Annotated in this window: 16 protein-coding genes and 1 pseudogene; 8 read left to right on the forward strand and 9 right to left on the reverse strand. The window is 64.8% G+C overall.

Translation table 11 applies throughout. The annotated features are described in order from the left end of the window. The first annotated feature begins 8 nt into the window (after window positions 1-8). Entirely contained in the window at window positions 9-713 is a 705-nt protein-coding gene (locus ACVWWN_RS34605; protein WP_457147876.1) for a DUF899 domain-containing protein, read from the forward strand. Window positions 714-762: 49 nt separating this feature from the next. Continuing rightward, entirely contained in the window at window positions 763-1,527 is a 765-nt protein-coding gene (locus ACVWWN_RS34610) for an SDR family NAD(P)-dependent oxidoreductase (RefSeq protein ID WP_457147877.1), read from the forward strand. 1 nt (window position 1,528) lies between these two features. Here ACVWWN_RS34610 and ACVWWN_RS34615 read toward each other — a convergent pair whose 3' ends face one another. The 3 genes from ACVWWN_RS34615 to ACVWWN_RS34625 form a co-directional block, all read right to left on the reverse strand. Further along, a complete protein-coding gene (locus ACVWWN_RS34615; protein ID WP_457147878.1) occupies window positions 1,529-3,073 on the reverse strand; it encodes an APC family permease in 1,545 nt (514 codons plus the stop codon). Continuing rightward, a complete protein-coding gene (locus ACVWWN_RS34620; RefSeq protein WP_457147879.1) occupies window positions 3,070-3,957 on the reverse strand; it encodes a universal stress protein in 888 nt (295 codons plus the stop codon). The genes ACVWWN_RS34615 and ACVWWN_RS34620 overlap by 4 nt, the downstream gene beginning before the upstream one ends. Window positions 3,958-4,071: 114 nt before the next feature. Further along, window positions 4,072-4,941: a MaoC/PaaZ C-terminal domain-containing protein gene (locus ACVWWN_RS34625; protein WP_457147880.1), complete on the reverse strand. Its 870-nt coding sequence runs from the start codon at window positions 4,939-4,941 to the stop codon at window positions 4,072-4,074. Window positions 4,942-5,019: 78 nt separating this feature from the next. Here ACVWWN_RS34625 and ACVWWN_RS34630 point away from each other — a divergent pair. From ACVWWN_RS34630 to ACVWWN_RS34650, 5 genes and pseudogenes are all read left to right on the forward strand, one after another. Further along, window positions 5,020-6,847: pseudogene (locus ACVWWN_RS34630) on the forward strand (SDR family oxidoreductase). A 424-nt stretch (window positions 6,848-7,271) separates the two neighbouring features. Then, window positions 7,272-9,563 (forward strand): MMPL family transporter, encoded by a 2,292-nt coding sequence (locus tag ACVWWN_RS34635; RefSeq protein WP_457149394.1) that lies wholly within the window; start codon window positions 7,272-7,274, stop codon window positions 9,561-9,563. Continuing rightward, on the forward strand, window positions 9,556-11,343 hold the full coding sequence (locus tag ACVWWN_RS34640; protein WP_457147881.1) for an FAD-dependent monooxygenase: 1,788 nt from the start codon (window positions 9,556-9,558) through the stop codon (window positions 11,341-11,343). Before ACVWWN_RS34635 ends, ACVWWN_RS34640 begins: the two co-directional genes overlap by 8 nt. After that, window positions 11,340-11,897, forward strand: coding sequence for a hypothetical protein (locus ACVWWN_RS34645; RefSeq protein WP_457147882.1), 558 nt, complete (start codon window positions 11,340-11,342; stop codon window positions 11,895-11,897). Before ACVWWN_RS34640 ends, ACVWWN_RS34645 begins: the two co-directional genes overlap by 4 nt. A gap of 49 nt (window positions 11,898-11,946) precedes the next feature. Continuing rightward, a complete protein-coding gene (locus tag ACVWWN_RS34650) occupies window positions 11,947-13,035 on the forward strand; it encodes a methyltransferase (protein ID WP_457147883.1) in 1,089 nt (362 codons plus the stop codon). Window positions 13,036-13,107: 72 nt separating this feature from the next. On the opposite strand, the gene ACVWWN_RS34655 is transcribed toward ACVWWN_RS34650, so the two are convergent. Genes ACVWWN_RS34655 through ACVWWN_RS34680 form a run of 6 tightly spaced genes read right to left on the reverse strand, consistent with a single transcriptional unit; the run spans window position 13,108 to window position 20,721 of the window. After that, window positions 13,108-14,766: a fatty acyl-AMP ligase gene (locus ACVWWN_RS34655; RefSeq protein WP_457147884.1), complete on the reverse strand. Its 1,659-nt coding sequence runs from the start codon at window positions 14,764-14,766 to the stop codon at window positions 13,108-13,110. Further along, window positions 14,742-15,476, reverse strand: coding sequence for a thioesterase II family protein (locus ACVWWN_RS34660; protein ID WP_457147885.1), 735 nt, complete (start codon window positions 15,474-15,476; stop codon window positions 14,742-14,744). Before ACVWWN_RS34660 ends, ACVWWN_RS34655 begins: the two co-directional genes overlap by 25 nt. 7 nt (window positions 15,477-15,483) lie before the next feature. Continuing rightward, the gene (locus ACVWWN_RS34665; protein WP_457147886.1) at window positions 15,484-18,417 is read right to left on the reverse strand and encodes a type I polyketide synthase; all 2,934 of its coding nucleotides are present in this window, start codon (window positions 18,415-18,417) and stop codon (window positions 15,484-15,486) included. Further along, entirely contained in the window at window positions 18,414-18,680 is a 267-nt protein-coding gene (locus ACVWWN_RS34670) for an acyl carrier protein (protein ID WP_457147887.1), read from the reverse strand. Before ACVWWN_RS34670 ends, ACVWWN_RS34665 begins: the two co-directional genes overlap by 4 nt. Further along, complete coding sequence (locus ACVWWN_RS34675; RefSeq protein ID WP_457147888.1) at window positions 18,671-19,621, reverse strand: hypothetical protein; 951 nt, start codon at window positions 19,619-19,621, stop codon at window positions 18,671-18,673. The genes ACVWWN_RS34670 and ACVWWN_RS34675 overlap by 10 nt, the downstream gene beginning before the upstream one ends. Beyond that, window positions 19,618-20,721: a StlD/DarB family beta-ketosynthase gene (locus tag ACVWWN_RS34680; protein ID WP_457147889.1), complete on the reverse strand. Its 1,104-nt coding sequence runs from the start codon at window positions 20,719-20,721 to the stop codon at window positions 19,618-19,620. Before ACVWWN_RS34680 ends, ACVWWN_RS34675 begins: the two co-directional genes overlap by 4 nt. 676 nt (window positions 20,722-21,397) lie before the next feature. Here ACVWWN_RS34680 and ACVWWN_RS34685 point away from each other — a divergent pair. Beyond that, window positions 21,398-22,462, forward strand: coding sequence for a nucleoside hydrolase (locus ACVWWN_RS34685; RefSeq protein ID WP_457147890.1), 1,065 nt, complete (start codon window positions 21,398-21,400; stop codon window positions 22,460-22,462). Window positions 22,463-22,476 lie beyond the last annotated feature (14 nt).

The raw sequence follows: 22,476 nt of genomic DNA on the forward strand, positions 1-22,476 counted from the left end.
GAGGCACCGTGACCGAGCAGAAGACTGCCACCGCCCTACCTCCGGTCGTCGACCAGCAGACCTGGCAGCAGGCTCTCGACGACCTGCGCACGCGGGAGAAGGCCGCCACCCGTGAACTCGACGCCATCGCCGCGCAGCGGCGCAGGCTGCCGATGGTCGAGATGCCGGACTACACGCTGATCGGTGCGAACGGACCCGTCCCGCTGGCCGACGTGTTCGACGGCCGCGCACAGCTCATCGTCTACAACCACATGTGGTTCGACGACGCCGAATGGCAGTGCGGCGGCTGCACCGGGTTCACGAGCCAATTCACCCGACTCGAATTTCTCGACAACTACGACGCCCGATTCGTCATCGTCACGAACGGGCCGATCGACGAAGCACTGGCCTACAAGACCAAGGTCGGCAACAAGATGGCCTGGTACTCGTCGTCGGAGAGTTCCTTCGCCGCCGACGTCGGCGCCCCGCCCGGCGCAGGCTTCGCCGTCAACGTGTTCCTGCGTTCCGGCGACACCGTATATCGCACCTGGCACACCGACGGCCGCGGAACCGAACAGCTCAGCCACAGCTTCGGACTGATCGACACCCTGCCATGGGGCCGCCAGGAGGAGTGGCAGGACTCGCCCGACGGTTGGCCGAAGTCGCCGACCTACTCGAACTGGCTCGACTCCCCCGACATCGCCCGGATCTACGGCCCCGACGGACAGCGGTAGCTCCGAGTCGAACGACTGTTCGCTCAGCTTCAGTGCGCAAGATGTGAGCATGAACCGAAAACTCGACGGAACAGTCGCCCTCGTCACGGGTGCCAGCAGCGGGATCGGCGAGGCAACCGCGCTCGCGCTCGCCGACCAGGGCGCGACCGTCGCGCTGGTGGCCCGCCGCCGCGACCGACTCGACCAGCTCACGGGCCGCATCGAAGCCTCGGGCGGCGCCGCCCTTGCTGTCGACGCCGATGTCGCCGACCGCGCACAGGCCGACGATGCCGTCCAGCGCGTGGTCGCCGAACTGGGCCGGCTCGACACCGTGGTCAACAACGCCGGGCTGATGCGGATCGGGCCGGCTGCCGAAGCCGATCCGGCGGACTGGGATGCCATGGTGTCGGTCAATGTCCAGGGACTGCTCTATGTCACCCGGGCGTCGCTGCCGCACCTCATCAAGGCGGCCAGCGATTCACCCCGTCGGGTGGCCGACATCGTGAACATCAGCTCGACAGCCGGCCGGGTCGCGCGACCCGGAAACGCGGTGTACGCCCTGACGAAATTCGGCATCGGTGCGTTCTCCGAGTCGGTTCGCCAGGAACTGCTCGGCCAGCGCGTCCGGGTCGGCCTGGTGGAACCCGGCACGGTCCAAACGGAGATCACCACCGCATTGCCCGCCCAGGACCGCGCCGCCCTCGACGAGCGGACCGCGGGCATGGTGAAACTCGAACCCAGCGACATCGCCGACGCCGTGGTGTACATGGTCACCCGGGACCGGCGCGTCGCCGTCAACGAAATGCTGGTCAGGGCGGCCGAACAAACCTGGTGAGCTATCCGACCGGCGCCTGGTCCGATCTGGTGCGGGCGAGCGTCCTGCCCTCGAAGAAACCCGGACTGCGGACGCGCCAGATCACCATCAGTGTCGCGCCCAGCAGCAGGATGCCGAAGCCCATGTAGAACACCAGGCCGATCCCGAAGATTGATCCGCCGCTGGCATTTTCGGGGTTCATGCTCTCGCTCACCGAGATCACGAAGACGAGTGCCAGCATGATGCCGCCGAGCAACGGGAACAGGAACTTGAACACCACGTTGTGAACGCTGCTGAACAGCTCCCGGCGGAAGAACCAGACACAGGCGAAGGCCGTGATGCCGTAGTACCAGCAGATCATGATGCCAAGCGCGGCAATGGTATCCAAAAGTACCTTCTCCGACAGCAGGCTCACCACCGTGTAGAAGACCCCGGTGACCACGCCCGCGACGATGGTGGAATACGTGGGCACCAGGTAACGCGGGCTGACTTTTGCGAACTTCTCGGGAAACGCGCCGTAGGCACCCATGGCCAGCATGGCGCGGGCGGCCGGCAGGAAGGTGGTCTGCAGGCTGGCCACCGAGGACGCCAACACCGCCAGGAATAGCAACGGTCCAGCCCATGTGCCCAACACCGGATCTGCCATGGCGCCGAAGACGTTGTCCGCGTTCTCCTCGTTGCCCAAGCCGAGATCGGCGTCCCCGACGCCGGCGTACATCATCACCGCGACGGCCACCAGCAGATAGGTGAGCAGGATGGACATCACACACAGCAGTCCGGCGCGACCGGGCACCTTCGTCGGGTCCTTGGATTCCTCGCCGAGTGTCAAACAGGTGTCCCAGCCCCAGAAGGCGAATATCGAGCCAGTCACTCCAATCACGAAGGCGCTCAGCGTAAGCCCGGTGAACGGATTGAACCAGTCCAGATCGAAGCTCAGCCCGGCCGGCGCGTCCCCGCGACCGACGTGCAGCAGCGCCACCACCGCGAATGCGACCAGTATGGTCATCTGGAAACCGACCAGCACGTACTGCACCCGCTCGCTGGTGGTGATGCCGCGGCTGGCGATCGCCGTGGCGATCGCGATGAACACCAGAGTGGTGACGATGTTCACCCGCTTGTTGGCCGCGAGGTCGGCGATATCGGGGTTGTCGACGATCCGCGCGATGAACAGATAGAAGAACTCGACCGCGATTGCCGCCAGATTGGACAACACGATGATGGTGGCGACCACCATGCCCCACCCGCACATCCAGCCGACGTAGGGCCCGAATGCCTTGGTGGACCACGTGAATGACGCGCCGCAGTCGGGGGCGCGTGAGTTCAACTCCCGATACGCGTAGGCGGTGAGGAACATCGGGATGAAGCCCGCGATCAGGATCGCGGGCATCTTCAGACCCACCGCGGCGACGATGAGGCCGATGCTGGCGGTGAGCGTGTATCCCGGCGCAACAGACGAAATGCCAAGCACCGCACCGGAGAATGTACCGACCTTGCCTGTGGCGAGTCCCTTCGAGACGAGACCCGATTCTTCGGTGACCACGGACGGTTTGTCCGCGGTATCGCTCACGGCAGGTCCTCCATGGCGATCTGGTCTCTCGGTACGACCATCATCGGCACCTCGAGCACGCGCAGCATTTTGGCCGCGGTCGAACCGAGGAACAGTCGCCGGGGCGCACCGAGACGGCTGGACCCGACCATGATCAGATCACCGTCGTGCCACTCGAGCTTGCTCGCCGCATCCTCCACCGTGTCGCCGTCGCCGATCATCGAGGTGACGGCAGCCCCCTCCGGAAGAGCGGTTTTCGCGGTTTCGAGCGCACGTTCGGCGTGCGCGATGGCGCGCTCGTGCACGGCTTCGCTGTCGCCACGCAACGCACCGAATGTCGGGTCCAGCGCGACCAGCGACACCAATCGCAGCGGCGTGCCCGCCGCCCTGCTGAACCGCACGGCCGTGTCGAGCAACAGGTCCGCCCCCGGCCGTTGCCCGATGGCACAGGTCACCTCCCGGACCCGCTCCACCGTGGAGTTGCGGGTACCGCGGGGCGCCACCACCACGGGCACCGGGGCCGAATGCAGCAGCTCGTTGACGACGGAACCCAGTGAGTAGCTGCCGGCCAAACCGCCTCCCGACCCGCCCACGACGATGAGATCGGCCTCGACCCGCGACACCTCACCGATCAGTCCGTCGGCGAACGAGTCGTTGAAGCTCACGCGGCTGCGTGCGATGACATCGTCGGGCACCGACGCGAGTGCCTCGGCGAGCCACTTCTCCCCCTGCTCGGCGAGCACTTCCTCATAGCCACCGGTGGTGACGAGGGAGGGCAGCGCACTGTCCGGGTGCAGGATGATGGACACCTCGAGTTCTGCCCCGAGCGTCCGGGCCAGACGCGTCGCGAGTGCCATCGCGTCTGCGCCACCGGGAGTTGCCAGATACCCAACGACCAACTTCATAGCCGAACCACCGCCCATCTCGCACCACGCCGTGCAGACGTTCCTGGGCACATCCTGTCAATCAGAACCGGTGCGCATCGGCGGTTGAACCAAATCGGCCCAACCACGACGCGATCAGTCGCCGTACTCGGCCGTGCCATCCTCGAGCACGAGCCGGGTGTTCGACCCGTCGCGCTCGGCCGCCTCGGTTCTGAACACCGCGCGTCCGGCGTCGGTGCGCCAAATCGACGTGGTCAGCGTCTCGCCGGGGAAGACCGGCGACGTGAACCGGGCGCCGATGGCGCTGACCTTCGTCGCGTCACCACCGCCGAGTTCGCTCACCAACGCACGGCCCGCGACCCCATATGTGCACAGCCCGTGAAGTATTGGCTTTGGAAAGCCGGCCAGATTCTGCGCGAACCACGGGTCGCTGTGCAGCGGATTTCGGTCGCCCGACAGACGGTAGATCAGTGCCTGGTCCTCGCGGGTGGGCAACGCCACCCGGGCATCGGGTTCGCGTTCGGGAATCCCGGGGGCCACCGGCCGCTGCCCCGGCTGCCCGCCGAAGCCGCCTTCGCCGCGGATGACGGTGGTGGTCAGCGTCTCGGCGACCACCGCGGAGGTATCCGGATCGGTGCCGGTGGCCTTCAACATGACAATCGCGTTCTTGCCCTCGCCCTTGTCCTGGATGTCGGCGACCTCGGCGACGACACTGAGCTTGCCTGCTGCGGGCAGTGGTTGGAACAGCCGGATCTCCTGGGATCCGTGCAGGAGCATGGCGAAATTGAAGGTGCCGATCTTGCCGGCCGCGGCGAAGGGTAGGCACGCGATGACCGCATAGGTCGGGAGTACCTGCTGCTTGACGTCGTGGCTGTTCTCGGTGGTGAAGGCCAGATCTCGGGTTCCGGCACCGACGCCGAGCGCGTAGAGCAACGTGTCGCGGTCGGCCCACTCGAACAGGTGCGGTTCCGTCTTCGCGCCGATGGCGTTCGGATCGATCGGCATTGATGTTCCCTTCGTCGCTGAGACGGACGATAGCTGGCGCCGGTTGATCTTTGACCTGGCAGGGGCACCATGGCGCGCATGCGCTATGTCGTTACCGGCGGTACCGGGTTGATCGGGCGCCTCACGTATCTTGGCCCGCGACGATGCTGCCGAGGTGTGGGTCCTGGTCCGGCGGACGTCGCTGGCGACGTTCGAGTGGCTGGCGGCCGACGGTGGCCGGGCCTGGGGCGACGCGCGAAACCATTGGACGCGACGCTGCACCATCTGTCGTCGATCGCCGTGGCCGGCACCTACCGCGGCGAGTGCACCGAAGACGATTTCGACGTCGCCCAGGATCTTCCGACGCCATATCACCAGACCAAGTTCGAAGCCGAATTGCTGGTCCGCTCGGCACACGGGCTGCGGTACCGGGTATCCCGACCTTCGGTCGTGGTCGGGGATTCCCACCGGCGAGGTGGACAAGATCGAGGGCCCCTACTACTTCTTCGGCGTCCCGGCCGAGCTCCGGCGATTGCCGTCATTGACGCCGATGGTGCTGCCGGACACCGGACGCACCAACATCGTTCCGGTCGACTATGTCGCCGACGCCCTCGTGGAGTTCATGCACGCCGACGGGCGCGACGGTCAGACCTTCCACCTCGCCGCGCCGAAAACCATTGGACTGCGCGGCATCTACCGCGGTATCGCGAGAGCGCCCGGGCTGCCGCAGCTGCGCGGCTCCGTGCCTCGCTCCGCTGCGGCGCCGCTCCCGAAGATCACCGGGCGTGCCAGAGTGTTCCGCGACATGGCGGCCACCCAGGTGGGCGTTCCGGCCCAGATCCCGATGTGGTGGATCTGATCCCCACCTTAACCGCTGACAATGCGGCAGAAGCGTTGCGCGGTACGGGTTAGCCGTACCGGACTTTGCAGGCTACGCCTCGATGCTGCGGAAGTACTGCGCCGAACACCTTGATCCGGACCGGGCCGGGCGCGACGATCCGGCCGGTGCGCTGGTCGGCAGGCACGTGATCATCAAGGGTGCCTCCAGCGGCATAGGCCGGGCATCGGCGATCGCGGTCGCAGCACACGGTGGCGACAATTTTCGCATTGACGCGCAATGCCGATGCGCGCGACGAGCTGACAGCCGAGATTCGTGCGGCCGGCCGGCAGGGATATGCGTTCACGTGTGACGTCACCGACTCCGCATCGGTGGAACACACGGTCAAGGACATCCTGGGCCGGTTCAGTCACGTCGATTACCTGGTCAACAACGCGGGCCGGTCCATCCGCCGGTCGGTGTTCGCCTCCACCGATCGGCTGCACGACTACGAGCGGGTGATGGCGGTCAACTATTTCGACGCCGTGCGCATGATAGTGGCGTTGCTGCCGCACTGACGGGAATGCCGGATTCGGCCATGTGGTCAACGTGTCCAGCGCCGGGTTGCAGGCGCGCAACCCGATACAGCTCGTTCCTGCCGACGAAGGTCGTGCTCGACGCGTTCTCCGATGTGGTGTCGACGGAGACGCTCTCGGATCACATCACGTTCACCAACATCCACGTGCCGCTCATGCGTACGCCGATGATCGCACCGTCGCGGCGCTTGAATCCCGTCCCGCCGATCAACGCCGGGCATGCTGCGGCGATGGTCGTGCGCGGCTTGGTGGAAAAGCCTGCGCGGATCGACACCCCCTCGGCAGGATCGCAGATTTCGGGAACTACTTCACGCCGATACTGTCTCGGCGGGCGTTGCATCAGCTCTACCTCGGCTACCCGTATTCGGCTGCGGCGCGGGGCAATTCATCCGATGCCACATTGAACGTCACCCCGGCACGACGGCCCAAGCGGCCATGGCGCGCCGTGCCATCCCTCCGCGTCCCCCGACCCGTCAAGCGCGACAATCGGCTGCTGCCGGGTGTGCACTGGTGAGATGCGCCTCAGCGACATTCCTTCGCGCTCTTTCCATGGCGTTTCCCAGAACATTGGCAGGTGATCGGATGGTTCGCCGTCCAGCTATCTCCCCCGAATTGCCGGATATCTTGCTCGCGAATTCACTCATCCCAAAAGGTTTTGATGATCTACGCCGTTGGCTACGCCGTGTTGGCTGCGCCACAGTTCTCGCGTCCAGTTGAACCACGTGCCACCACTCATACGTAACAACTGGTGTGAGACATGGCGCAACCGACCCTGGGCGAACGCTGCCGCAAGCAAATCCGCGGCGCCGTCGTCAACATTGGGGAGAGCGTCGAGGTGTCGCGCTGCGCACTTTCGCGGCAGTGACGTCTGGCTCTCCGTCCCCGGCAGTCGATCGTCGAAGGTGAAAGCCTCGCCGCGTAGCATCGCCGACGGTTCGGTGCAACATTCCGCCCCGCATGCGGGCACGGCGCTGCACCGCATCGCGCTGGCTGCGGCGGCGGCGCCGAAGCGAATCATCGGAATCGCGGTACTTGTGATGGTTGCCTGCACGATATTCGGTGTGCCCGTCACCAAGAGCCTCTCTTCTGGCGGATTCACCGATCCGGCCTCAGAGTCGGCAAGGGCGGCCGACATTCTGGTCAGCAAATTCAATCAGAGTCCCGTGCAGTTGCTCATCACAGTGACCGCCGACGCGGGAGCCCGCAGCCCGGGCGCGACCGAGACCGCCACCGAAATCCTCGCCGGGTTGCAAAGATCCGTTGACGTCATCGGTGTGACCTCGCTGTGGACCGCGCCGCCTGCCGCCGCTCCGACTCTCACGAGCACCGACGGCAAGACAGGCCTCATCATGGCCGGACTGCGGGGCAGTGACGCTGACTACGCCAAGATTGCCCGCCGACTGGTCGACCAGTTCCCGCCTGAACGCACCGGCGTGGTCGTTCGGGCCGGCGGCGCGTTGACCTACTCCGAGACTTTCGAACAGACCGAGCGTGACCTGGTCTTGATGGAATCGATCGCGATTCCTGTCAGCTTCGTCGCGTTGGTGTGGGTGTTCGGCGGGTTGTTCGCCGCCGCCCTTCCGATCATGATCGGCCTGTTCGCAGTCCTGGGTTCCCTTGCCGTGATTCGGATCGTGACGCTCTTCACCGATGTGTCGGTTTTCGCCCTGAATCTCACCGTTGCCCTGGCTTTGGCTCTGGCAGTGGACTATTCGCTGCTCATCGTCAGCCGATACCGCGACGAGATCGCTGACGGCGCAGCACCGAATCAGGCGCTGGTGCGGGCGATGAACACCGCTGGTCGCACAGTTGCCTTCTCTGCCATGACCGTCGCACTCGCGATGACCGCAATGATCCTCTTCCCCAATTTCTTCTTGAGGTCCTTCGCCTTTGCCGGGGTCGCGGCGGTCCTTTTTGCCGCCGCCGCCGCCATCGTCATCGCGCCCGCCGCGATCGCATTGCTGGGACCACGATTGGACTCATTCGATGTCCGCAGCCTCGCCCGGCGAGCCCTGCGCAGGCCGCCCGCTCCGACAACGCAGCCCATGGAGCGCTCGTACTGGTACCGGACCACTCACTTCGTCATGCGCCACGCCGTCGTGGTCAGCGTGACGCTCATCGCGCTGCTGCTCCTGATCGGGGCTCCATTCCTCGGCGTCAGATGGGGTTTTCCAGATGACCGCGTGATGCCGCCCACGGCGAGTTCGCGGCAAGTGGGTGATCTGACGCGCACCGAGTTCGCGGTGAACCCGGTGAGCAATGTCACCGTCGTCATCCCCAAGATCTCGGCCGCCGGCCCAGAGCTGAGTGCCTATGCCGCACAGCTATCCCTGGTGCCAGACGTGGCCACGGTCTCATCACCGGCCGGCGCATTCGTGGACGGTCGTCTGACCGGACCACCGACAGCGCCTACCGCCTTCGCCGATGACTCGGCGTTTCTCACCGTGCAGAGCCGTGCCGCGCTGTTCTCCGATGCCTCGAACAACCAGCTCCGGGCGCTTCATGCCGTGCCAGGGCCTGCCGGCCAGCCCGTCCTCCTCGCAGGTGTGGCGCAGAACAGCGTCGACAGCGTCGCCTCCATCACATCGCGGCTCCCGATAGTCCTTGCTGTGATCGCGGTTATCACCTTCGTAGTGCTGTTCCTGATCACCGGTAGCATCGTTCTTCCGCTGAAAGCGCTGGTACTGAATATCTTTTCGCTGACCGCCACGTTCGGAGCCCTGGTCTGGGTGTTTCAGGACGGTCACCTCGGCGCTCTGGGCACCACCGCGACCGGGACGCTGGTGGCCAACCTGCCGGTGCTGATGTTCTGCGTCTCGTTCGGCCTTTCGATGGACTACGAAGTATTCCTCTTGTCGCGGATTCGCGAATACTGGCTGGACTCAGACCGCACCGTGCATAACAGTGACGAAAGCGTCGCCCGGGGCCTCGCCAGGACAGGACGCGTGGTCACTGCCGCGGCGCTGCTGATGACGATTTCCTTCGCCGCCCTTCTGACCGCGCAGGTTTCGTTCGTGAAGATGTTCGGACTCGGCCTCGCCATCGCGGTGCTGGTCGATGCCACGGTCGTTCGTACGCTGCTGCTGCCCGCCCTCATGCGATTGCTCGGCCGAGCCAATTGGTGGGCACCTGCCCCGCTGGCCCGGCTCCACCAACGCATCGGGCTCACCGAGGGACCCGATCAGATGGCGGATGACCACACGCCGCACTTCGAGGGTCATCGTGAGTGACACGTGTGATGTCATCGTTGTCGGCGCCGGGCCGGTGGGCGCCACGGCAGCCCTGCTCCTGGCCGGCTACGGCCTGCACTGCATTGTGGTCGAAGCACGCCGGGAGCCGCAGCGCCACCCCGCCGCGCATGTGCTCTCGACCCGGTCGCTGGAGATCTGGCGCGAAATCGGACTCGAACGCGACATCCGCCGGCTCAGCGCCCCGCACCACGAACTGCGCTGCATCGCGTACTGCACCACGTTGGCCGGTCCCGAACTCGGGCGCGTGGCACTCGCCGACCTGCCCGACAAGCAGATGGACGCGATTGAATCGGTCAGCCCGACCCGCAGTGCGCACCTGCCGCAGAACGTGCTCGAACCGTTGCTGTGGAAGTACCTGCGTGGCCATGCGCGGATCGATCTCCGTACCGGGTGGCGGTATCAGTCCCACACCGATGGCGCACACGGTGTTTCGATCACGATCGCCGACAGCACACGTGCACGCCGGACACTCACCGCCGGCTATGTCATCGCCGCGGACGGCGCAGCCAGCGCAATACGCCAGGCACTGGGGATCACGATGGACGGTCCCGCCCTCCAGCACATGATCAGCGTGCATTTCTCCGCGGATCTCGAACCGTTCCGCCATCACCGTCGGGGGCCGGTTATCTGGACTCACACGGCCAAGGGGCTCGGCACCGTCATCGTGCACCACTCGCCACATGACCTGGTGTTTCAAATCCCTTATTTTCCACCATTGGAGTCGTTGGACGACTTTTCGCCCGAGGTCTGCCGCAGCCGGATCGTCGACGCCGTCGGTGCGGCAGTCGATATCGAGATCAAGTCGATCCAGTCATGGGCAATGCACGCCCAAGTCGCCACCAGGTACCGGGCGGGCAGAATATTCCTGGCAGGCGATGCGACCCATCGATTCCCTCCCACCGGTGGTCTGGGTCTCAACACCGGCGCCGCAGATGTGCACAACCTTGCCTGGAAGCTGGCGTGGGTGATCCACGGTCGTGCCGATGAGACGCTACTGAATACCTATGAGCAGGAACGCCGTCCAGTCGGCGCCGCCGCGACCGCCGACTCGGTGGCAAATCTTGAGGGACTCTTCGAAGTGGTGGCGGCACTGGGGATACCGCGGCGGGCGGTACGCCTACTCCCAGGCGTCATCAGCGCTGTTCCGCAATGGATTCCGCGGCGACCAAGCCGGGCGCTCTTCCGAGGGCTGACAAGTCTGGCCTATCAACGACTTCGGCTGGCCCAGTCGCGCGGCCGGATCGGACGGCGGATACGACAGAAGGCCGCGACCGCGATTGCCGGACAAGGCCCGCACTACCGCAGCTGGGGACGCGACCTGGGAGTGCGTTACCAGCGCGGCGCGGTGATCGATGATGGGCTGCCGCCACCACCCGATGACCCGCAGTTCTATACGCCGTGTGTCCGTGCCGGTGGCCGGTTACCACATCATTGGGTGTCCGACCGCGACACACGTGCGTCCACGCTGGATCTGGTCAGTCACGATGAACTGACACTGATGGTGTCTGCGGAAGGCCACCGCGCATGGTCTGCTGCCGCACAGGGACTTCCGATATCGCTGGTGCCGCTCTGTGAAGATGCCAACGAGGTCTTCCAGACCGGTCTCGCGGGTAGCGACCCGGACGCACTCGTTGTCCGTCCGGATGGCCACATCGCCGCTGCCTTGCACTCCGACCGGCAGGGTGCCGCGTCCTTGAGGCACGTGCTCTCAGTCGTCGGTGCGCCCTTGTCGGCACCAGCGAAAGGGGGACAGAGATGACTATCGCGGCACCGCCCGTCGAACTGCGGTTGCTGACGCATCAGCCAAAGGAAATGGAGACGTGGTGGGGCGCGATGCTCGACGGCACACCACGACCTCTCAGTTCCCGGACCACCGTCATCGCCGGCCGATCCCTGCGGCTGGTGATCGAGCGATCTCAGATCGCATTCGCCTATCACCCCGAAGCCTGCGGGGTCACCGCGATCGCGCTGACATTCGATGATCTGCCGACTGTGCATCGGACCCTCAACAGGTTGGCGGACCTCGGCTCGCGACCGCATCGGGCAACCCGAGAGGCGGGCGTGACGACACTGTGGCTGCGCGACCCCAATGGCGGCGACGTCGCCGTGCGCATGCCCCCACCCGCCATCCATCCAGCCGCAGAAGCCTGCGGACCTCCCGAAGAGCTCGACGTCAACGAAACGCTCGCCGACATCGACCACCACCAGAGAGAAGACCCGGCCGGCCATGCGCCGAGCCCGGCCGATTCGGCGCAGCGCGTGTGTTGCGCCGACATCTGCACCGACGGTTGCGTTCTCAGGCAACAGATTTGACAACCCCGATAAACCCAATGACTCCTGTAGTCGATCAGAAGGACACAAAATGAGATCTGCTCCAGTGCCACCCGCGAAGTTGGTCCGGTTCGTCGAGCGTGCGCGCCATCATCTCCTCCGGGTTCATCAGCGGACCTTCCCGCCGTACGCCGCGATGATGGAGATGATCATGAACGCCTGGGCTGCACAGGCGATCACGGCTGCCGTGGAGCTTGGTATCGCAGATGCCCTCGCCGACGGACCGCTGCGAGCCGAGGAACTTGCGTCTCGGGTGGACGCGGACCCTGACGCGCTTCGCCGGCTGCTGCGCGCCTTGATCGGCCGCGGCATTTTCCGCCAACGCCGGGATGGCCGTTACGAGCTGAACTCGATGGCGAACACTCTACGGAGTGATGCGCCATTATCGGCAGCGGCATTCGCCCGAACTCTCGGGTCGCGTGAACATCGCGAGCACTGGAGTCATCTAGCCTATGCGATCAGAACTGGAAAAGCAGTCATCCCGGTCGTGGAGGGCATGGACGCATTCGACTGGCTCAGTGGACAGCCCGAAATCGCCGACACCTTCAACAGAGCGATGGCCGAAACCACCGAGGCGTCAATCGCCTACCTGCTTGCCGCGTACGCGTTCGACCCGTACCGCACGGTGGTGGATGTCGGCGGTGGAATGGGCCGGCTGCTGGCTGCCATCCTGACCGAAACACCGACGGCCCGCGGGATTCTCTATGACCTGCCTCATGGTGCCGCCGAGGCACCGGCGCTCATGCGCCGACACGGAATCGAAGATCGGGTCCGAGTGGTGGAGGGTTCGTTCTTCGACAGCGTTCCCACCGGCGGCGACATCTACATTCTGAAAATGGTGATCCATGACTGGGATGACGACCAAGCGCTCGAAATTTTGCGGAAAGTGCATGCGGCGACGAAGGTCGGTACCAAGATACTCTTGATCGAACTGGTGATACCCGAACGCAACCGCGTACATCTCGGTCAGTTGAGCGATCTGGAAATGCTGGTGTGCCAGGCAGGCCGTGAGCGTACTGCCGCGGAATATCGAGCCCTGCTCGAGCGTGCCGGGTTCCGCATGGCGCGTGTTGTGCAGACCGCATCGCCCTACAGCCTCGTGGAGGCCGAAGCCGTCTAGCGATATTCGCCCGGGTGAGTCGGCTCACCCGGGCGAATATCGGCCTCAGCGGGCTTGTTCGCACAACGCTGTTCAGGTCGGCAGCAATTGACGGGCATTGCTGCGGCGCAGCTTGCCCGACGGGGTCTTCGGTAACGTGCCTGCGGGGAACACCAGAACATGGCGCGGGCGGTGCCCGACGTGACGGCTCACCCGAGCGGCGATGTCCCGGCTGATCCGCAGGCGCACATCCTCGTCGTCCGAATTGCGCACCTCGGCAAGCACCGCGAAGCCCTCCCCACCCTCATCGACACGCAGCGCGATTACACAGCCCTTTCGCACGCCGTCGACGGTTTCCGCCGCGCGCTCGATATCTTGCGGATACAGGTTCCTGCCCGACAACACGATGAGATCCTTCGATCGACCGCAGATGTACAGTCGCCCTTCCTCGTCGGCGTAACCGAGGTCACCGGTGTCGAACCAACCGTCATCGGAGGTCAGCGGCACAACGCCGGTTGTGGTCAGATAGTTCTTCGCTACGGTGGGGCCGCGTAATTCGATATTGCCGATTTCCCTGGGCGCCAATACTTGTGCTTCCCGCGTTATGCGAGCCTTCATGCCCGTCACTGGTAACCCAACGCATACCACGTGCTGCGGATCCTGGGAGTCATCACCGACAGGCAGAGCACGGTGCTCCTCCGTGACCGCCCGGCGAGATACCACGTCGACGACAGCGGGATCGTGCGGCGAGCCCAGTGAAACGACCAAAGTCGCTTCCGCGAGCCCATAGCCCGGCATCGAAACGGTAGGCCGCATGCCGAATCGAGCCCCGACGGCCGCGAAGTCCGCGATGTCGCGGTGATTGATGGGTTCGGCCCCGTTGACCGCCACCCGAAGCGACGAGAGGTCTAGGTCGACTGGATCCGGCCGAAGCTTCAAGACACGGGCAAGTACCGAATAGGCAAAGCTCGGCCCGGAGGTGATGGTCGCCCGGTGGCGAGCTATCACCTCCGCCCAGACAAGCGGTCGCTTCAGGAATTGCTCCGGTGAGATGATGACGGTTTCAAAACCCAACTGCATGGGGACGCACAGGAAAGCGATCATCCCCATGTCGTGCGAGAGCGGCAACCAGCTCATCAACACGTCGGTGTCACCATCGGCGTCCAATGCGTCGTGCAGCGCGATGGCGCTCGCCGCGAGGTTTCCGTGGCTGATCTCGACGGCCTTCGGATCACCGGTCGACCCAGATGTCAACTGCCGCAGTGCGATATCGTCGTCGTCGGGATCGACGGCAATTTCGGCAGGCTCAGCGGCCCGCATCGAATCGATAGTGCAGACAGCCAAGTCGTGGGCCGCCAGATGATCCAGTGCCGCCAGAAACGGCTCGCCGACAACGATTAAGTCCGCCTTGATCAGCTGGATCGCGCGGACCGTGTCCGCCAGCCACACGGCCAGATCGGTGCGCGGTGTCGGCTGTTGAAGTACCGTCAGCGCGGCACCACGAAGCCACACCGCCTGTGCCAACGGCGCGACTTCGGCGGCATCGGATGCCAATACGGCGACAGAACCATGATGGCCGACCCCTTTCGCGGCCAGACCACCGCCGATCCGTTCCGCTCGCTGGTGGACTTCCTGCCAGGTGAGCCGCACAGGTTCGGCGACCGTCCCAGCGGTCAGATGCCGTGGTGACAATGTTGCAGCGGCGAGTATGCCGCGGGTGAATACGCTCAACGCAATCCGCTCCTTCGCCATGACGCCTCCGCTGCGACACTCGCGATCCTGGCCACCAATGCCGGCTCCGGCGCGCGAAACAGGAAGTGGCCGCCGGAGAACAGGCGCACGGGGTGAGGCTGTGTGGACAGGGTTGACCAGGCGGCCAGCGCGTCCGGGGGCACCAGCGGATCTCGGTAGCCGCCGAAGATATGCAACGGACACGGCAGCGGTGGCTGATCCGGCGGCCGGAAAGATTGAACGATCCGCAGATCGTCACGCACCGTGGGCATCAGCAGAGCGAGCCATTCCGGCCGGTCCAGTAGCTCTGTCGGCAGCCCGCCATAGGCCGCCAGCTGCGTGGCCAGTTGGTGATCGTCGATCAGCCGCAGATCCTGCACAGGCGCAGGCCGCTGTGGGGCCCGGCAAGCCGCGACGACAACTGCTTCCGGTGGGCGTTGCCCACGCGAGATACGTTGCTGCGCGACGGCGTAGGCCAGCAACGCACCCATGCTATGACCCAGCAGGACATGGGGCCCGGTCAACTGAGTCTCGAGCTCGTCGGCCAGGGCCGCAACACAGCCCTCGGCATCGACATGACGTCGCTCGGCCCGCCGCGACTCCCGACCCGGTAGCGTCACCGTTCTGATTCGCGCCTTGGCTCCCATATCGGCCAAGGCCCGCCGTAATGGATGAAAGGATGCCGATCCACCACCGGCATGGTGGAAGCAGACCAGCTCAACGGACATCATCACCGCATCACGCCGTTCGAGCCAACTCATGCACAACGAAGTCGACCAGATCGCCGACGTAGTGGATTCTCGGGAGCAGATCCGTCACGTCGACCTCCGCAAGCTGTGGGTATGCCGTGCGGAGTCGATCCAAGAGTTGGAGCTGTAACAAGGAGTCATACCCCAGGTCGTCCGCCAACCGCTTGGACCTCGCAAGCGTGCCGACCGAATAGTTGCCGACATCGGCGATCAGTGACAGGACTTCGTCCTCGGCGGTGCCGTGAGACTCTTCGGCATGTGCGGCAGCCGATGGTTCGATCTGAACCTGGACGGGCCGCGCTCGGTGTTCGGTCTCGTCGATGGGACGGTCGAACCAGAACCGGTTGGTGTCATCGAACTGATATGGCGGGACCGGCGGCAAAGTGCCCGCAGGCTCGCCGTACAGCGGATCCAGATCGGGCGAGTACCCGTCGCGCATGAGCGTCGCAGCCACCCCGAGCAGTTCCACGCCGTCGGAGTTCTGGCCGCTGCACAACGGCAACGGCGTTGTCGGAAACGATGATTCGTGCAGTCTGGCAAGGGCGAGCAACCCGGACCTCGGACCGGCCTCGGCGAGATAATCCGCACCCATCGTGTTCATGGCAGCGCCGATGGCGTCGTAAAACCGCACCGGGGAACACAGCTGCTGAGCCCAATAATCGGCGGTCATCTCGGTGCCGTCGACCTGTCTGCCGATGACCGTCGAGAACAGTGGGAAGCCGGCGGGTCGGGGTTCCAGCCCGTCCAACGCACGCCGGAAGTCCGACACGATCGGTTCCATCATCGGAGAGTGAAACGCATGTGACACCGCCAGGCCCACAGCCCTGGTGCCCTGCCGCTGAACGAGAGCCTGTATTCGCGCCACGGCGCCGGCAGGCCCGGAAATCGTCAGTGAGCGCGGTCCGTTGATGGCCGCGATCGCGCAGGAGGGTTCGTCGGTCAGGTACGCCTGCGCCTCTTCGATGCCGAGGTCGACCGCGACCATTGCTCCGGCGGGCGGCAGGGAACCCATCAGCCGCCCTCTCACGACGACGAGCTTGGCGGCCGCGTCAACGGTCAGCACACCGGCCAGGCATGCGGCGGCGATCTCCCCCACGCTGTGGCCGATCCCGAATCTGGCCCGGATACCGCTCTGCAGCAGCGTCTTTCCCAGCGCGTACGACACGGCGAACAACGCAGGCTGCGCCAGGCTGGTGTGGTCGAGGCGGGAATCGGGTCGGAAGATCGCAGCGAGCAAGTCCTCGCCCAAATGAGTACTCACTGCGCTGGCCGCAGTGTCGAGATTGCCGCGGTAGATCGGATTCGTGTCATAGAGCGGGCGGGTCATGCCCGGGTACTGCGTGCCTTGACCCGAGAACAGTATTCCGACGCCGGCCGGGCTCTGATGGCGCGCATCGGATTTGGCGAGATGGCCTCGGGTACCCTCGGCGAACTGCTCGAATCCGTCGGCGAGGGTGTCGCGGTCGCCTTCGAGCACGACGCGCTGCCGATGCGATCGCTTGATGGCGTTGGTCGACCGGCACCAGGCAGCAACAAGGGAGGTGTCGATGGTACGCAACGCGGCCGCCATCGACCCGGCGTTGCGGCGCAGCGCCTGTTCAGATGGAGCCGAGATCGTCACTACGCCGTGTCGTCCCGGGCGGGGCACCGCAACGGCAGGGGCAGATTCAACGATCGCGTGCGCGTTGCCGCCCCCGAGGCCGAACGAACTGACCGCACCCAGCACGCCGTGCCGCGGCAACACTTGCGGACCTTCTGCGAGCCGCAGGCCGTTCTCGGCCAGTCGCAGGTCCGGGTTCGCGCCGTCGCCGATCACCGTTGGCGGCAGCACACGTCGGTGCAGCGCCAAGCAGGTCTTGATGAATGCTGCAATGCCGGCGCTGCCCTCGGTGTGACCGATGTTTCCCTTGGCCGAACCGAGCAGGCAGGGCTCGTGACGGCGGGCCCTGTGCACATCGCCGAGGGCACTGACCTCGATCATGTCGCCGAGCGTGGTACCGGTGCCGTGCGCCTCGATGAAAGCAAGTTGTTCGGCATCGACCTCGGCCAGGTCAAGCGCCCGGCGCATCAGGGCCACCTGCGACCGGCGGTTCGGGGCGGTGATCCCGTTGCTGCGCCCATCGTGATTGATCATCGAACTCTTCACGACCGCATAGATCGACTGCCCGTCGGCGAGCGCGTCGTCGAGTCGGCGCAACACCACAGCGCCGACACCCTCGCCCCTTCCGATGCCATCGGCATCACGTCGAAACGGTTTGCACCGGCCGTCCGGCGCGGACAGCCCGGCCTGCGTATAGAAGATCGAAAGAGCCGGGGTCAGAATCAGATTCACTCCGGCGGCGATGACCGTGTCGGCCTCCCCCGACCGTAGCGCCGCGCACGCCTGGTGGACTGCGGTCAATGAAGACGAGCAGGCGGTGTCGGTCGCCACACTCGGCCCGGTCAAGCCGAGGTGGTAGGAGATGCGGTTCGCCGACATGAAGTAACCGCTACCGGTTCCGCGAAACGCGGTGAGATCGGCGAAGTCGATGAGCTGGAGGCTGCTCCACTCGCTGGACATCATGCCGACGAAAACGCCAGTCGACGTGCCCTTCAGGGATCGCGGATCGATCGCGCCATCTTCCACGGCACGCCACGAGGTTTGCAGCAACAGCCGTTGCTGCGGGTCGAGTGCCGCCGCCTCGATGGGCGCTATGCCGAAGAAATCGTTGTCGAATGCGTCGACGCCATCGATGAAGTGCCCGCGCCGAGTGTTCATCGAGCCGGCGCCGCCGTCACGGTCATAGTAGGTGTCGACATTCCAACGCTGCGAAGGGATTTCGGTGTCGGCTACTTTGCCATCCATCAATAGTTGCCAAAAGGCCTCCTTGTCGGGGGCGCCGGGAAAGCGGCAGTCGATACCGATGACAGCGATGGGAATCATGACGCGACTTCCTGCGTGACGAGATAGCCGGCGATCGCGTCGATGGTCGCGTAATCCCACACGATCGTGGTCTCCACGGCGATCCTCTTCTCGCTCTCGAGGTCTGCACACAACGCAAGGCTTGCGGCAGAATCGATCCCGTAATCGGCCAGCGGGATGTCGACATCGATCGTCTCGGGTGCCACGTTGAGTGCGCGGGCCACCCTCCTGGCCAACCAGTCGACCATTTCCTCGTACGAGGGCTTGTCATAGGTCACGGACATGTCGAAACCACTCCATCCGGTGCTGATTGAACGTAGGCGATTCGTCGATAAACAGAACGGCGCACCGCGCCGGTGAATCGCTCGCCGCCGACGAGTGCCGCGAGTCCGATGAGTGGCAGACCCACGACGATCGCGGTCACCAAGCCGAGCACGAACGCAACCAAGCTCAGGGCGTGCGCGGCGGAGCCGACACCGTCCGCGGACCTGACCAGTCGGCCCCATCGGCGAAACACGCTGCCTGCCAATAGGTCGGCCGCAGCCAATGCTGGGACAACGGGGGCCGCGTCCTGAGGAGAGAACCAGGGACCGGCGATGCCCTGCGCAACCGCGCGGACCCGCGCCAGTTCGTCGTCACCGACGCCGGCCCGGCCGAACCACAGGAATGGTTCGCGCCTGCCGGTCAGCAACCAGCGCAGCGTGGTGACCAGCGTCGTCGACGACGGGCGCGTGTCGGTCGCGGTGACCACGTCGACACGACGCGCCCCAGCAGAACGCAGCAGCCCAGCAATTTCGACGGCCGCCGAATACCACATGTTGCGGCATGCGATCAGGGACACGACATGTCGTCCGCGGACCGCTTCCGGATGCGTCGTCAACAGGGATCTGACAGGTAGCGAAGGGGCCAGATACCAGACCTGGCAAGCGAGAATGACCAACTCGTCCGCCCCGGCTTCGAAGCCGCCTTCCGGCACGATGAGGTCCACCGCCGCCTCGGGATCCACCGCCTGCGGAAACACCCCGAAAAATCGCCGAATCGGCCACGGAAAGGGAAAAGCGTCCCGCGGTCGCACGTCCACCCATCGGACATCCCAGCCACGGCCCTTCAGCGGAGCGGTCAACGCGCCTGCGACTTCCCGCAGTTGGCCGGTCTGGGTGTAGAGGTAGACGACCGCACGCGGCCGCGGTGGCTCCGTCGTCGTGCTTGCGGAGCCCTGGGTCATTGCGAGGCGTCCCGCGCGGACGCTGCTGATACCGCGGTGAGATGCATGAAGGAGACCGCGAACCGGCCAGATTCTGGAACCATGCACAGCAGGGTGTCACCATCTCTGACCAGACCCTGTTCCATCATTTCGTTGAGAATGACGTATATCGCCGCACTACCGATGTTTCCGACGCTGGTCAGATTGCTGTACAGAATCTCCGGCCGGTCCATACTGATGCCACGCCTGGAAAACTCGCCCAGCACCATTTCTTTCATCTTCTCGCTCGAATAATGGGCTGGAAGCCAGCTCAGCGTCGACGGATCGAACTTGCCGAGCGAACGAAGACGTTCATACTCGTCGACTCCGACGTTCACCAGATGCGGCAGTAGCGACAGATCCTGCCGCAAAACCGTCGCACCGTCGGCGTCGGCGACCGACGCGCTCGAGTAATCGCCCCAACTCATCGCACACGACTTGTTGCTACTGCCGAGATACATGCATGCCGTCTCGGTATGTGCATATGAAGTGAGCGATATCCAATCGATCCGCAGACTCACCCCAGTGGCCCTGGGCTCGCTCTCTATGACCACGGCGCCCGCACCGTCCGAGAGCATGTATCGCAAGAACGCCGCCTCCAATGGAAGGGTTCCCTGTTCGGCGGTCGCCCCCATCGGTTCGTAGCGAGAGCTCTTGAACCATCGGGACGCGAATTCGCTGGCGACACTGATCGCATTGCGCTTTTCGCCGATAGCCACCTGAAGGTACGCGTTCTTCAGCGCCATCATCCCGGACGTGCACACTCCGTGCATCGTCGCGATCTCGAGCGGACCGTATCCGAGCTCACCGTGCACCATGCTGGCGTGTCCCGGGGCCAGAACGTCGGGCATCGTCGTTGCTGCGCAAAGCAGCTCGACACTGTCGGATCCGAGCCCTGCGCGCTCCGCTGCGACGCGAACTGCACCCGCCGCCATCTCCGCGTTCGACATCAACGTGCGCTGGTTCTTGTCGATCGCGTAATGACGGGTCTTGATACCGCAGTTCGCGAGCGTGATGGCTTTCAAATCGGAGGTCGAGCGGCCCGCCTTGCCGATGTAGTCCTCGATCTCCTCGTTTGGCACCGGACTACCCGGAAGAAAACTTCCTGTGGCTGTTATGTATGCACTCATGAACTTATCCGACCTATCCCGAACCTAGATTTCAGTCTTCAATGGGGGATACGTGGCGGCCACCGTTCAGGTTCAGCCGATGGTGCAATTCGTGTCGACTATCACAGGCAGCGGTGGCCGGTCAACCAGCCACACCTGGTGATATCCACTCGCGTTCAGGGCCTTTCGTTGGGTATTCGAACATCGCTGCTGCATAGCAATTTTGGTCGATATTCTCAGTCTATTCATGGCGGGCGGGCAGCGTCGATAGACCCGCGACGCGTACGATGCATTGATTCGAAGTTCCATTCTGTGGCAGGCCGGTCCCGCCTACCCAATGCCGCAACCGTCTTCGAACTATTCGGTTGCTGTGCTGCGGGTTTCGAGCTGCCGAACTGGCGAAGATGATCGGCCGAGTTGCACCGCAATAAATCTCAGGGATAGACCGGTACGCATGCCGCGGCAGCGGCGCGGAGATCGTCGGGACAACGGCAGGACGATGCCGATGGCCGTGCAGGGGGTTACCTCCTCGCCGTCGGACCGTCCGATGGCGACGGCACCCGGGTCAGGTCTCCACCGAGGTGTCACGAAGCTCACGTACCGGCGAGTATGCGTGCGCCGGTCGCCGGTCGGCCCTATCGTTGGCGGCGTGACCGTCGGTCGTGAGGCGCCGGGGACTCCACAGCCCGTATTCATCGACGTCGATACCGGCGTGGATGACGCGATGGCGCTGGTGTACCTGTTCGCCGGTGACGACGCCGACCTGATCGGAATAGCATCGACCGCCGGAAACGTCGGAGTGCATCAGGTTTGCCACAACAACTTGGGACTGCTCGAGCTGTGCCAGATGCCCAGCATTCCGGTATCGCGCGGATCCTCCGAACCCGTCAGCGGCTCGCTTCGGACCGCCGAAGACACCCACGGCCCAGAGGGCATCGGATACGCCCAGCTACCGACGACCGAGCGGCAGCTCACCCCCCACGACGCCGCCGAGGCCTGGGTGCTGGCGGCGCAGGCACACCCGGGCGAGTTGATCGGCGTCGCCACCGGACCGCTGACCAACCTGGCCCTGGCGCTCCGCAAGGAACCGTCGTTGCCCAAGCTGCTGCGGCGGCTGGTGATCATGGGCGGCGCGTTCGACTATCGCGGGAACACGACACCGGTTGCCGAATGGAACATCAGCGTCGACCCCGAAGCGGCGGCCGAAGTGTTCGCCGTGTGGGGCGCAGCATGGGGACTGGAGCGGCCTACCCACATTCCGATCGTGCTGGGACTCAACCTGACCGAGAACGTCGCGATGACACCGACGATTCTGAGCCGGCTCGCGACCGCGGCGGATTCGTCGTCCGTGCCGATGAGCGTGTTGGACGACCGTGGCACCCGGTCAGTGGCATCGAATCCGCTGATCCAGGTGCTCGAGGACGCGATGCGGTTTTATTTCGAGTTCCACTTCGACGAGGGCGAGGGCTATCTCGCCCATCTCCACGATCCGTTGGCCGCCGCCGTCGCACTCGACCCGGACCTGGTGCAGTGTCGGCGGGCCGCGATCGACGTCGAACTGACCGGGACGTTGACTCGCGGCATGACAGTGGTGGACTGGCGCGGCCGGTGGGGCCGAGAGCCCAACGCGCTCATCGGTGTCGAGGTCGACGTCAACGTGTTCTTCGAACGGTTCCTCGCCCGCGTGGGACCGTTCGCGAAGCGACTCGGCTGACGTTCGCGGGCCGA

The organism is Mycobacterium sp. URHB0021 (assembly GCF_054057895.1).